This window comes from Winogradskyella sp. 266wxhm (assembly GCF_058964685.1).
Window position 1 is genome coordinate 1,186,573 of record NZ_CM179559.1, and the last position, 13,468, is coordinate 1,200,040.

A 13,468-nucleotide genomic window follows, 5' to 3' on the forward strand; every position below is an offset into this window, starting at 1 on the left:
ACAGAGTATAATCACTATCTTGCACACTAATTGTTTAAGTTCTACATATGAAATATAGAGATTTAGATTATAAAAAACTCACAGTAAGCGAAGTAGGTTTAGGCTGTTGGCAATTAGGTGGAGATTGGGGAAAAGATATTTCTGAAGATAATGCCTTTGCCATAATGAATAAAGCGGTTGAAAATGGAGTGACTTTTTTTGACACAGCCGATGTATACGGAGCTGGCAAGAGCGAAGAACTCATTGGAAAATTTTTAAAGTCAACAGAAACTAATATTAAAGTTGCTACAAAGTTTGGTCGTGATGCCAGTGTTTTTCCAGATAACTTTAGCGAGAAAGCTTTACGACAATCAGTTGAAAATTCATTAAGGCGATTGGGCTTAGATTCTATTGATTTACTTCAACTTCATTGTATTCCACCTGATGTTTTATATGAAGGAGTGATTTTTGATTGGTTAAGACAGCTAAAACAAGAAGGGCTAATTAAGGCTTTTGGCGCCTCTGTAGAAACTATTGAAGAAGGATTATTTTGCATTGAACAAGAAGGTATAACTTCACTTCAAATAATATTTAATGTATTAAGACAAAAAGCTCTAGATGAACTTTTACCAAAAGCCAAGAAAAAAAATATTGGTATTATTGTTCGCTTACCTCTGGCTAGTGGGTTACTAACAGGTAAGTTTAATAAGGAAACAACATTTGCAGACTCTGACCATAGAAACTTCAACAAAAACGGTGAAGCTTTTAATGTAGGCGAGACATTCGCTGGTTTACCATTTGAAAAAGGTGTAGAACTCTCTAAAGCGATAGAGGAAAAGTTTTTGCCTCAAGGATTAAGTATGGCTCAATTTTCACAAAGATGGATATTAGATCATGATGCCGTTACGTGCATAATTCCAGGTGCTAGCTCGCCTGCGCAAATAGATTCTAATTGCAGTACATCTGAAATAAGTGAGTTAAGCTCAGAACTACATTTACAATTAAAAGCATTTTACAAAAACAATATACACGAATACATTAGAGGTGTCTATTAACCAAAAAGCAACCTTATATAGCCTTGAAAAATAGGTATATGTTTTATTGTATTATTTTTGCTAACTAAACACTAATAAATAATATGGCCAATAATAGAGACATTACTATTTATGACATTGCTAATGAGCTAAATTTATCAAGCTCTACAGTTTCAAGAGCTTTAAAAAACCACAGGAGCATTAGTAAAAAAACCATAGAAAGGGTGAATGAAATGGCTAATAAAATGGGATATACCCCAAATGTATTAGCTTCTAGTTTAAGAAATAATAAATCAAAAACTATTGGAGTATTAATTTCTCGTATTAACAGGCCATTTATGGCTTCCTTAATTTCTGGTATTGAGGAAACCGCTCAAAAAGCTGGTTACAATGTTATTATTACACAGTCTCATGACTCCTATGAAGACGAAGTAAACATGGCACAAGCACTCTATAATAGTAGAGTAAGTGGTATTATATGTTCTCTTGCTATGGAAACCACAAAAACTAATCACTTTGAACAGTTTATGGAAAAAGACATTCCATTAGTTTTTGTTGATAGGGTTCCGAAAGATTTTGACACTTACAGAGTAATGATTGATAATTATTCTGCTGGATATAAAGCCACCAATCATTTAATTGAAATGGGAGCTAGACGTATAGCACACATAGGTGGATTAAAATTCAGGAACATATACAAGGAGCGTGAAAGAGGTTACAGAGATGCGCTAAAAGAGCATAATTTGCCTGTTGAAGAAGATTTGATTCAACATGTAAAAACAATGAGTTACGAGGAAGGTGAAAAAGCAACGAATAAACTACTTGATATGGACAATCCGCCAGATGGTATTTTTTCATCAAATGACACCACAGGAGTTGCTGCAATTCAAGTTGCAAAACAAAGAGGACTGATAATACCTGACGAACTTAAAATCATTGGTTTTAACAATGACCCTTTATCTCAAATTATTGATCCAGGACTTTCAACTATATCACATCCTGCCTATGAAATGGGTAAAACATCATCAAAAAAGATACTTAAACACCTTAAGCATTCGGAAAAGAAAAGTATTACCGAAATTACTTTTTTAAACACCGAAATCATAGTTCGTGGTTCTACCAAAAGTAATAATTAGTAAATCATAGCTTTCAACAAGTTATAATTGCAGATATTTTATGGAGTAACTTCTATTGAAAGGTAATAGAAGTTTCAACCATATTAACACCTAATTCCTTACTACGAGGCATTGGACTAGAACCACCCACAAAAATTTTAAACTCACCAGTTTCAAAAACCTTTTCACCATCTTCATTGATTCCCTGAAACATTTCTGAATTTAATTTAAAACTTACTGTTTTGGTTTCACCTGATTTTATGTTGATACGTTTAAAAGCTTTCAATTGAGAATTCGGAACTCTAAAAGAAGCTTCAACATCTGTAATGTATAATTGTACAACTTCATCCGAATCTACATCTCCTTCGTTTGTTACGTCTACAGAAATAGTTACAGTATCATTTTTTGATATCGATTTTGAAGATAAATCAATATTACCATACTTAAATGTGGTGTAACTTAGACCATACCCAAACGGATACATCGGATCTAAATCCATATATTTATACGTACGTCCTATCATTGAATAATCTTCATAATCAGGAAGCTGATCTAAAGATTTCGGGAAGGTAATAGGCAATTTTCCTGAAGGTGAAATTTTGCCAAACAACACATCTGCTATAGCATTACCTCCTTCTTCGCCTGGATACCAAGCCAACAATACTGCATCAGATAATTCTTCTACTTCGGCAAGATTCATTGGACTTCCACCTGTGACAATAGTAACAATAGGTTTTTTGTTGTTTGGATCTTTATCAGCAGCTTCCCTTAATCCTTTAAGGTAATCTATTTGACTTTTTGGCAAATTATAATCTAATCTATCTCCTTTTGTTTTTGATGCAATGGAAGCTCCTTCTTCCCCTTCTATCAATCCAGATATCCCTAAAGCAACAAAAGTAACATCTGAATTTGATGCATTTCCCGTAGCATAATCTAACGGGTTTTCTTTTGGAACCGTAAGCATTGCACCCATTCTATACTGTAATTGACTTGCTGGATTTATAGCTCCTGCTATACCTTCCATAATGGTAACCATCTTAGGGTTTACACCATAATAATTACCTAACAACACTTCTGTATCTATAGCTACAGGACCAGTTATAAAGTACTTGGATAAATCATTCTTTACAGGTAGAACACCGTTATTTTTGAGCAGTACAATACTTTTCTGTGCTACTTCTCTAGCCAAATCTCTATGTGCATCACTATTGATTACATCTTCAGAAATATCATCATAAGGATTGCTTTTAGGCGGATCGAATAAACCCAATCTAAATCTTGTTCTAAGTAATATAGCTAATTTTTCATCTATTTCAGATTCTGTAATCAGACCTTGTTTTACAGCCTCAGGAAGTCCATCTAAATAAGAATCCCCACAATTTAAACTTACTCCATGTTTTACAGCCATGGCAGAAGCTTCTGCCTGAGTATTCGTTACACCATGACCTCCTTCTCCTTTCGGAGTATAAAAATCTACGATTGCCCAACAATCACTTAACACATGCCCTTTAAAACTCCATTCATCAAGTAAAACATCTTGTATTAAATATTTATTAGCACAACATGGTTCTCCGTTTGTACTATTGTAAGCACACATAATGGCTTCAACATTGGCTTCCTTAACTAAAACTTCGAATGCAGGAAGATAAGTTTCCCATAAATCTTTCTTGCTCGACACAGCGTTAAACTCATGTCTTAATTCTTCCGGACCACTATGAACAGCATAGTGTTTAGCACAGGCTGCTGTTTTTAAATAATCAGGATTATCACCTTGTAAGCCCATTACAAATGACTTCCCAATAACAGACGTTAAATAAGGGTCTTCACCATAAGTTTCTTGACCACGACCCCAACGAGGATCTCTAAATATGTTGATGTTCGGAGTCCAAAAAGTTAGGCCTCCATATTGTTTATGATAACCTTTTTCTTTTGCTACATTATGCATTGCTCGGGCTTCGTCTGAAATTGCAGAAGACACTCTAAATGCTAAATCATCATCAAATGTGGCTGCCAAACCAATAGCTTGAGGAAAAACAGTCGCTACTCCTGAACGGGCTACGCCATGTAGCGCTTCATTCCAGTAACTATATGGTGGAATATCAAGGCGCTCAATTGCACTTGTATTGTGCATCATTTGATCTGCTTTTTCTTCTAAACTTAATCTTGAAATTAAATCTTGAATACGCTCTTCCATAGACAAGGACGTATTATAAAACGGAAATTTAGCTTCATGTAAAGTTTGTGTTTCGTTATCATCAATGTTCTTGTTAGATTTAGTGTTCTCACAAGAAAACAAAAACATTACACCTAGTAATGACAGAAAAAAATAAGATGTTTTCATACAGAATTGCCTATTGATTAGTTTTAGATTTTATTGAAAAGATTGCCTTAAGCTTAATTACGCAATCGATTGCAATATATTGAAATTTTACTTAAAATCATTTCTTTGCAAAAAAAACAAAGCTTCTAAATGTTATCTATAAGTAACATTTAGAAGCTTTGTTTACTAGAAATTAGATGACAAGCTGGCGGTTCGAATTTGTTTTGAAGAAGAGTTAAATTTAATTAGTTACTCACCATTAAAAAATAACATAACTGCAACAACAACAGCAATAATTAGAAGAGAAACTAACACATCAACCCAGTTATAACTGCTTTTGTTTTTAGATTTTTCTTCTTCTGAAATTGTTCCGAAAGTAAGATTTTCTACCTTTTCTTTAGCTGGTTTTCCTGTTAGTAAACTTACTACAACAATAAGAATTATACAGAATAAGAAGAACCAAGATGCAAAGGTTAAAAAGTTCATATCTCCAAATTGATATAAAATGCTGTCTGTACTAAAGTTGTCTTTAACCAACTCTAAAACGATACGTATAGTCGCTACAACAAGCCCAGCGACTAATGTTACAAAAGCACCTGTTCCGTTAATACGTTTAGAGAATATACCTAATAAAAATACCGCTGTAATTGGTGGTGCGATATACGATTGTACGCTTTGTAGATATTCATATAATACACCAGAAATATTTGCCATTACCGGAATCCATAACATACCAATTAACACGATAATTCCTGTAGCGATTTGACCCGTTCTTACTAATTTTTTCTCAGGTGTTTCTGGCTTTAATTTCTTATAAATATCAATAGTAAATAATGTTGAACAAGAGTTAAATACTGATGCTAAAGAACTCATTAACGCAGCTAATAAACCTGCTGCAACAAGACCACGTAAACCTGAAGGTAGTAAGTTACTCATTAACACAGGAAAAGCTTGATCTGCACTTTCCCATTCTAATTCACCTCTCATTTTTAAAGCTAAAGCAATAATACCTGGTACTAAAAACAAGAATACTGGTAACAGCTTTAAGAAGGCACCAAAAATGGTTCCTCTTCTACCTTCTTTAATATTTTTTGCTGTTAACACACGTTGTACAATATATTGGTCTGTACACCAATACCAAATACCAGTAATGGTACTTGCAATTAAAAGCGGTAACCATGGGAAGTTTGGATCATCCATAGAACGCCACATATTTAAATATTCTGGTGTTACGGTTTGGGTCATACTTTCCCAACCACCAACTTTATCTAAACCAATAATGGTTAAAGCTGCTGCACCAATCACTAATAATACAGCTTGTAAGGTTTCGGTGTAAACTACTGCACGCATTCCTCCTAAAACGGTATAAATTCCTGTTAGGATTACGGTTGCCAGTGCACCAGTCCAAAAATCGATACCTAATAATGCAGAAACCACAATTCCTCCAGCATAAATAGTTACCGAAATTTTAGTTAAAACATAAGCAACAATAGAAAAAATGGAAAGAATCCAACGCGAACGTGCATCAAAACGTTTTTCTAAAAATTCTGGCATAGTGAATACGCCACTTCGTGCATAAAAAGGAAGGAAAATCCATCCTAACATTAATACAACCCAAGCTTGAATTTCGTAAATAAGCATTGGTAATTTGTCGCCAGCTCCTGCTCCTGCTAATCCTACAACGTGTTCTGAACCGATGTTAGATGCAAAAATGGATGCTCCGACTACAAACCATCCGACGTTTTTTCCGGCTAGAAAATAATCTTCTGTGTTTGCATTTTTCTTTCGTATTACCCAAACTGCAATTCCTGCTAATACCAGAAAGTAAAAGACAATTGCAATCCAGTCATATAAATCTAAAGTTTGCATAGTTAGTTAGTTTAGTTAGTTATTTAGTTGAAAACTTAAACGTAGTTTTAGTTTTATAAGTGTTACCAGGATTTAAAACCGTTGACGGGAAGTTATCTTGGTTTGGCGAATCTGGATAATGTTGTGTTTCTAAACAGAAACCTGTTCTGTGAGCATACGTTCCGCCATTTACCATTGGCAAAGTACCATCTAAAAAGTTACCTGTGTAAAACTGAATTGCAGGTTCTTCGGTAAAGATTTCCATAAAACGTCCGCTAGTTTCATCATAAGCCGAAGCCACAAAACGCATATCACCTTTTTCTCCGTTTAAAACCCAGCAATGGTCGTAACCTTTTCCTCGTTTTAATTGTTCGTTGTCTGCGTTAATTTCTTCACCTATTTTTTTAGATGAATTAAAGTTGAAAGGCGTTCCTTCTACTTTTCTTATTTCACCTGTAGGAATCAAAGTTTCATCTACTGGTAAAAAAGCATCAGCATTAATTACAACATCATGATTTAAAATGTCTTTTGAAAAATCTCCAGTTAAGTTAAAATAAGCGTGTTGTGTTAAGTTAACCACTGTTGCTTTATCTGTAGTAGCTTCGTAAGTCACCTCAACAGCATTGTCTTTTGTTAATGTGTAAGTTACTGTTACTTCAAGATTTCCTGGGTAACCTTCTTCACCATCTTTACTAGTATAGGTTAATTTTAACGTTGAATCTTCTGTTCCTTCAACTGGTGTCGCTGTCCAAACTACACGGTCAAACCCATTAACACCGCCATGTAAATGGTTAGAACCATCGTTAGTTGCTAGCGTAAATTCTTCACCATTTAAAGTGAATTTTCCTTTAGCAATACGGTTACCGTAACGACCAATTAAGGCTCCAAAAAACGGATTGTCTTTTTGGTAATCTTCAATATTATCAAAACCTAAAACCACGTTTTCTAATTTACCATCTTTGTTTGGTACTTTAAGCGAAGTTATTCTACCACCATAAGTAATAACGTCCATTTCTACTCCATTGGCATTTTTTAAAGTGTATTGCTCAATAGTTGTGCTGTCTTCAGTTTTACCAAATTCTGATTTTGTTATTGCAAGTTTTTCTTGGACCATAGTTTCTGGTTTTTCGGTTGATTCTTCTTTTTTAGATTCTTTACACTGAATGTTAAGACTTGCTACCAAAGCAAACACAAAACAATATAAAACGGGTTTTAAGTTTTTCATTTTTATGTTAGTTTAAGTTAGTTTCTGTTTAACGAAACATGTGGTAAGCTTCATTAGCTCTAATAGATTCTTTGAAGTTTCTAATTGTCGTATCTTCATCTATTACTAAAGCTTCGATGTTTGCCATTTCTGCAAAATCTTCTAATTGCTCTACCGACACGTTTTCGCTATAACATGTATGATGCGCTCCGCCACCTAAAATCCAAGCTGTACAAGCTGTTTTGAAATCTGGTAATGGTTTCCACATGATTCTAGCTACTGGTAAGTTAGGTAAATCTTCTGTTACTTCTTCACCAACTGTTTTATTGATTAATAATCTAAAACGGTTACCAAAATCCATTAAAGCTGCCACTAAAGAATCGCCAGCTTTACCATTAAATACTAAACGTACAGGATCTTCTTTACCGCCAATTCCTAAAGGATGAACTTCGCAAGACGGTTTATTGGCTGCTAAAACAGGATCTACTTCTAACATGTGTGATCCTAAAATACGTGGTTTTTGTGGATCTAAATGATAGGTGTAATCTTCCATAAATGCATTACCGCCTTCAAGACCAGATCCCATAACCTTCATTGCTCTTACTAAAGCAGCTGTTTTCCAATCACCTTCTCCAGCAAATCCGTAGCCTTTTTGCATTAAACGTTGTACTGCTATTCCTGGTAATTGTTTCATGCCATGAAGATCTTCAAACGTATCACTAAAACCTTTAAAACCGCCTTCTACTAAGAATTTTTCTAAACCTAATTCGATACGAGCAGATTCTATTAAAGAGGAACGTTTATCACCGTTTTCTAGTAAATTTTCGCTTACGTTATAAGATGCTTCGTATTCTTTAACTAAAGCATCAATTTCAGCATCTGTTACCGAATTAATTACTTCAACTAAATCACCAACCGCATAGGTGTTTACTGAAAAACCAAACTTAGTTTCAGCTTCAACTTTATCGCCATCTGTTACGGCAACAAAACGCATATTATCACCAAAACGAGCGAATTTTGCTCCTTGCCAATCATCCCAAGCAGCTGCAACGCGTGTCCATTCTCCAATGCTTTTTTGCACTGAATTTTCTGACCAATGACCAACAACTACTTTTCTGTTTTTACGCAAACGACTTACCATAAAACCAAACTCACGGTCACCATGAGCCGCTTGATTTAGGTTCATAAAGTCCATGTCGATAGAATTCCAAGGAATGTCTCTATTAAACTGCGTATGTAAATGTAATAATGGTTTTTGTAGTGCTGTTAACCCACGAATCCACATTTTTGCAGGTGAAAACGTATGCATCCAAGTAATCACACCAATACAGTTTTCTTCTTGGTTTGCAGCGGTTAGTGTTTCGTAAATTTCTTCTGTAGATTTAACGGTTGGTTTATAAACTACATTTACAGGAATTGAAGAAGAAGCATCTAATGCTCTTACAATTTCTTCAGAATTTTTAGCTACTTGCGCTAAGGTTTCTGGTCCGTATAAATGTTGGCTACCTGTAATAAACCAAACTTCTTTATTTGAAATATCTATCATTTTTATTAACTTAATTTATTGACCGTAATAGGCATTTTTACCGTGCTTACGTTCGTAGTGTTTTTTAATTAATGAATCTTTTAATCGTGGTGCTTCTGGATTAATCTGAAGCGTATAATAAGCCATTTCTGCAACGACTTCTAAAACCTTACTGTTATATACTGCTTTTGCAGCATTTTTTCCCCAAGTGAAAGGTCCATGATTTCCTATTAAAATCATTTCTACTTCTTGATGAGATAGATTTTTTTCTTTGAAACAATCTAAAATCTGAATACCTGTGTTATGCTCATAATTTCCTTCAATTAAATGATCTGCCATAGGTGGCGCACAAGGTATATCTGCAGTTAAATGGTCTGCATGTGTTGTACCAAAAATTGGCACATCTTTTTGGGCTTGTGCCCAGGCACAAGAAAACTTAGCATGTGTATGTGCTACACCGCCTATATCATTCCAATTTTTATATAAATAAGAATGGGTTTTAGTATCAGAAGAAGGACGCATTGTTCCTTCAACTATATTATTATCGTAATCTAAAATTACGATGTCTTCTGGTTTTAAAGTCTCGTAAGGCACGCCACTAGGCTTAATGGCAAAAACGCCATTTGCTCTATCTACCGCACTTACATTTCCAAAAGTGTACACCACAAGATCTAATGCGTTAAGTTGCATATTTGCCTCGTAGCATTCTTCTTTAAGTGATTTATACTTGGAACTCATATTTTTTTGATTTTATTGATGCTTCTACAAACTCGCCTAAAGCTTTATAGTCTTCCATAAAGTCTGCATAAATTTTTACTTGATTAGCTTGTGGGAAATATTCTGCTTCAAAATCGCTTCCCATAACTTTGCTTGCCTCTACCACATTACTGTAAACACCTCCTGCTACTGCTGCATAAATTGCTGCACCCAAAGCTGGTGCTTGATCAGACTCTGCTACCTTTATTGGCATATTTAATACGTTAGCTAATGTTTGCATGATAAATGGCGATTTACGTGCTACACCACCAATACCAATTACAGTATCTATTTTTACGCCTTCGTCTTCAAAACGATCTACAATCATTTTAGAACCGAAACAAATAGCGTTAACCAATGCCTTAAAAATATGAGGCGCTTTAGTACCTAAAGACACACCTGTAAATGCAGCTTTTAATTCTTGATTGGCATCTGGCGTACGTCTACCGTTTACCCAATCTAAAGCGATTGGCACAGCTTCTTCTAACGGAATTTTTTCAGCTTGACTTGCTAAAGTTCTTATAAAGTTGGCTTCAATTTCTTCTTTTAGTTGAGATTTTTGGTCTTCTGAAAGTATTGAAGATGTCATTACTAAATTATCAATTGGCCAATCTAAAACAGACTTAAACCATGCTAACACATCTCCAAAAGCTGATTGTCCAGCTTCTAAACCAATAAATCCTGGAATTACTGAACCATCTACTTGTCCACAAATTCCTTTAACGCAATTACCTCCGATAACAGCTTCATCTGCAACCATAATATCACAGGTTGAAGTACCCATAACACGTACTAAAGCGTGTTTATCTACTTTAGCTCCAACTGCTCCTGAGTGTGCATCAAACGTACCAACAGCAATGACTGTTTTGGTAGTTAAACCTAATTTATTTGCCCATTCTTCATTTAAATGACCTGCAATTTCATCTGAAGTGTAAGTTTCATCGTATAAATTCCCTCTTAATTCAGCTAAATAAGGATCTAGTTGATAAAGAAATTCTTCCGCAGGTAAACCATTCCAGCTTTCGTGCCACATGGCTTTATGCCCAGCTGCACAACGACTACGTTTAAAGGTTTTTAAATCTGGATTATCTGCTAATAAATAAGTTATGTAATCACAATGCTCCATCCAAGTATGCGCCGCTTCTTTAACTGCTTTATCTTGTCTAGCTATGTGTAAAATTTTTGCCCAAAACCATTCTGAAGAATAAATTCCACCTTCGTATTTTGTGTAGTCTTCTCCGCCCCAATTCCTTGCTAATTCATTAATTTCATTAGCTTCATTAACTGCGGTATGATCTTTCCAAAGTACCATTAACGCATTTGGATTTTCTTTAAAACCATCTACTAAAGCTAAAGGCTTTCCTTCGCTATTTAAAGGTAATGGTGAAGAACCTGTAGTATCTATACAAATACTTGCTATAGATTCTGGCGCTACGCCACTTTGTGAAATTACTGAAGTTATCGTGTACTCTAATCCTTCTATGTGATCTAACGGATGTTGCCTAAACTGATTGATACCAGGGTTACAATATTGCTGTTCTTTCCATCTTGGATACCAAAATACTTCTGAAGCCAGCTCTGCTCCATTTTGCGTGTCTATCAATACTGCTCTTACAGAATCTGAGCCATAATCAAGTCCTATTACGTATGTTTTCATTTATCTTTATTTAAGGGTAACCAAACTTTCATTTTTCCTACACCTCTGTTTGCCCATGAATAGTATGGGATTGCCTTGAGTTTTTCATTTGAAACAGAATAAATACCCTCAAGAATTTGTTCTTCATTAACCTTGAATTCATCTGAAGGTGACACAGTAATATCATTAAATTTTGGATTATCCACTTCTTCTACAGCGTATACTAAAGGCCCATATTCTAATGATAATTTATTTTCATTGTCTTCTACTTTTTCATTTGTTTCTACAGTACGTACTTCCATTGGAAAGTTGATTTCAATTTTATCGTCAGCACTCCATTTTCTAGTGATTTCAAAATAACCATTACTTACTGAAGTCTTTACTTTTTCTCCATTGATGGACAAACTCGGTTCACCTTTATATATGTCCGTATATGTGTATAAATCACTTGGTAAAACTTCATTTCTACTCCAACCTGGCACACGAAACTTTACAGTTGTCTTAGAATCAGCTTCAATATTGACACTTACTTTTCCATTCCAAGGATATGATGTCTTTTGAGTCACCTTAACAGCTTTACCTTTTAAATCAATATCAGCTTGACTTGAGGCATATAGATTTATATAAACCGTATTATTTCCTTTGGAATATATTAATCCTGGAATTGATGGTATAAAACGAATGATATTGGTAGGACAACATGAACAATCAAACCAAGCTTGACGAGTGCATGAACCTCGGTTAAATTTATATTCACCATCAGACTCTAAAGCATTTGGATAGAAAAAGTTGGTTCCGTCTAATGATAATCCAGAGATTAGTCCATTATATAAAGTTCGCTCAATAACATCAAAATATTTAGCTTCGCCATAAAAGTTATGCATTCTGTGATTCCAGTAAACACTACCAATAGCTGCACAAGTTTCACTATAAGCCGTTAAATTTGGTAGTTCATAATTTTCACCAAAGGACTCACCATCATGCCTTGCGCCAAGTCCACCTGTGATGTACATTTTTTTGGAAACCATATTTCTCCATAGCTTATCAACGGCTCTTTTATATAAACTGTCATTTTTAATAGCAGCAATATCAGTCATTGCCGCATACATATATACTGCTCTTACAGCGTGACCAACAACCTCATCTTGCTTTACTACTGGAATATGATCTTGGGAATATGCTCCAAAAAGATCGTGATTTTTAGGATTACCACGATTATCTAAAAAGTACTTAGCTAAGTTTATATATTCTTCTTTACCCGTGATTTGATAAAGTTTTATTAAACCTGTCTCAATAATCTGATGTCCTGGAACGGTATGAATTTTACCTTCATCATTTCCAAATGTTTTAACCATAAGATCTGCATTCTTCAATGCTATATCTAAGAAGTTTTTTTTACCCGTTGCTTTATAATGCACTGCTGCTGCTTCATAAAGATGACCTGCATTATACAATTCATGACTGGCTGCTAAAGACTCCCAACGTTTACCCTCCTTTACTTCAACCCACCATGCAGGTGGCTTAGCTGGATTTATCGTTCTCCATGTCGTTAAATATCCATCTTGTTCTTGACCTGTTTTAACAATACTTATTAAAGAGTCTAAAACCATTTCCAATTCTTTATTTGGGGCGCTTATTAATGAGCTTGAAGCACCTTCGATAATCTTGTAGACATCTGTATCATCAAAAGGCATTTCACCTCTAGTTTCACCTTCCATTTCACCACCAGCTATCAAAAAATTATCTAAACGGCCTTCTTCTTCACATTTTGCAATAGCATAATCAATGGTTTTTTCTTGAACACGTTTAATTATCGGCAACCAAAAATTATCAGTAACCCTTACGTTTTTAATATCGACTGGAGAAATCTTATAACCTACTTTTAATTCTTGTACATCAGCAATATTTTTTTTGTCCTTATTACAGCTTAGCAATATGACTAATGAAGCTAAAGTCAAGATGTTTTTTAATAATCGCATATGAACAGCTTTTTAATTATAGAAGTGCTATATTTTAGATTTTGAACCTATTAAGAAATGTAAATCTAACAC

Annotated in this window: 9 protein-coding genes; 2 read left to right on the top strand and 7 right to left on the bottom strand. The window is 34.7% G+C overall.

From position 1 onward, the window contains the following. Positions 1-47 precede the first annotated feature (47 nt). Positions 48-1,034 carry an aldo/keto reductase gene (locus AC2H4K_RS05270; protein ID WP_281138737.1) on the top strand — a complete coding sequence of 329 codons (987 nt, stop codon included), beginning with the start codon at positions 48-50 and terminating at the stop codon, positions 1,032-1,034. Between the two features lie 83 nt (positions 1,035-1,117). Beyond that, positions 1,118-2,149: a LacI family DNA-binding transcriptional regulator gene (locus AC2H4K_RS05275; protein ID WP_281138738.1), complete on the top strand. Its 1,032-nt coding sequence runs from the start codon at positions 1,118-1,120 to the stop codon at positions 2,147-2,149. Between the two features lie 52 nt (positions 2,150-2,201). On the opposite strand, the gene AC2H4K_RS05280 is transcribed toward AC2H4K_RS05275, so the two are convergent. From AC2H4K_RS05280 to AC2H4K_RS05310, 7 genes are all read right to left on the bottom strand, one after another. Then, the gene (locus AC2H4K_RS05280) at positions 2,202-4,469 is read right to left on the bottom strand and encodes a glycoside hydrolase family 3 C-terminal domain-containing protein (protein ID WP_493742945.1); all 2,268 of its coding nucleotides are present in this window, start codon (positions 4,467-4,469) and stop codon (positions 2,202-2,204) included. Between the two features lie 228 nt (positions 4,470-4,697). After that, positions 4,698-6,317 carry a sodium:solute symporter gene (locus tag AC2H4K_RS05285; RefSeq protein WP_281138740.1) on the bottom strand — a complete coding sequence of 540 codons (1,620 nt, stop codon included), beginning with the start codon at positions 6,315-6,317 and terminating at the stop codon, positions 4,698-4,700. Positions 6,318-6,336: 19 nt separating this feature from the next. Next, a complete protein-coding gene (locus tag AC2H4K_RS05290) occupies positions 6,337-7,521 on the bottom strand; it encodes an aldose epimerase family protein (RefSeq protein ID WP_281138741.1) in 1,185 nt (394 codons plus the stop codon). Positions 7,522-7,549: 28 nt separating this feature from the next. Further along, a complete protein-coding gene (araA, locus tag AC2H4K_RS05295; RefSeq protein WP_281138742.1) occupies positions 7,550-9,046 on the bottom strand; it encodes an L-arabinose isomerase in 1,497 nt (498 codons plus the stop codon). Between the two features lie 15 nt (positions 9,047-9,061). Next, the gene (locus AC2H4K_RS05300) at positions 9,062-9,763 is read right to left on the bottom strand and encodes an L-ribulose-5-phosphate 4-epimerase (protein WP_281138743.1); all 702 of its coding nucleotides are present in this window, start codon (positions 9,761-9,763) and stop codon (positions 9,062-9,064) included. Then, a complete protein-coding gene (locus AC2H4K_RS05305; RefSeq protein WP_281138744.1) occupies positions 9,747-11,438 on the bottom strand; it encodes a ribulokinase in 1,692 nt (563 codons plus the stop codon). Before AC2H4K_RS05305 ends, AC2H4K_RS05300 begins: the two co-directional genes overlap by 17 nt. Then, positions 11,435-13,396, bottom strand: a complete 1,962-nt coding sequence (locus AC2H4K_RS05310; protein ID WP_281138745.1) for a glycoside hydrolase family 127 protein — start codon at positions 13,394-13,396, stop codon at positions 11,435-11,437. The genes AC2H4K_RS05305 and AC2H4K_RS05310 overlap by 4 nt, the downstream gene beginning before the upstream one ends. Positions 13,397-13,468: the final 72 nt, after the last annotated feature.

What these genes read in the sequence shown, in the direction of transcription:
- AC2H4K_RS05270 (WP_281138737.1), top strand. Translation starts at nt 48, where the DNA reads ATGAAATATAGAGATTTAGATTATAAAAAACTCACAGTAAGCGAAGTA.
- AC2H4K_RS05275 (WP_281138738.1), top strand. Translation starts at nt 1,118, where the DNA reads ATGGCCAATAATAGAGACATTACTATTTATGACATTGCTAATGAGCTA.
- AC2H4K_RS05280 (WP_493742945.1), bottom strand. Translation starts at nt 4,469, where the DNA reads ATGAAAACATCTTATTTTTTTCTGTCATTACTAGGTGTAATGTTTTTG.
- AC2H4K_RS05285 (WP_281138740.1), bottom strand. Translation starts at nt 6,317, where the DNA reads ATGCAAACTTTAGATTTATATGACTGGATTGCAATTGTCTTTTACTTT.
- AC2H4K_RS05290 (WP_281138741.1), bottom strand. Translation starts at nt 7,521, where the DNA reads ATGAAAAACTTAAAACCCGTTTTATATTGTTTTGTGTTTGCTTTGGTA.
- araA (WP_281138742.1), bottom strand. Translation starts at nt 9,046, where the DNA reads ATGATAGATATTTCAAATAAAGAAGTTTGGTTTATTACAGGTAGCCAA.
- AC2H4K_RS05300 (WP_281138743.1), bottom strand. Translation starts at nt 9,763, where the DNA reads ATGAGTTCCAAGTATAAATCACTTAAAGAAGAATGCTACGAGGCAAAT.
- AC2H4K_RS05305 (WP_281138744.1), bottom strand. Translation starts at nt 11,438, where the DNA reads ATGAAAACATACGTAATAGGACTTGATTATGGCTCAGATTCTGTAAGA.
- AC2H4K_RS05310 (WP_281138745.1), bottom strand. Translation starts at nt 13,396, where the DNA reads ATGCGATTATTAAAAAACATCTTGACTTTAGCTTCATTAGTCATATTG.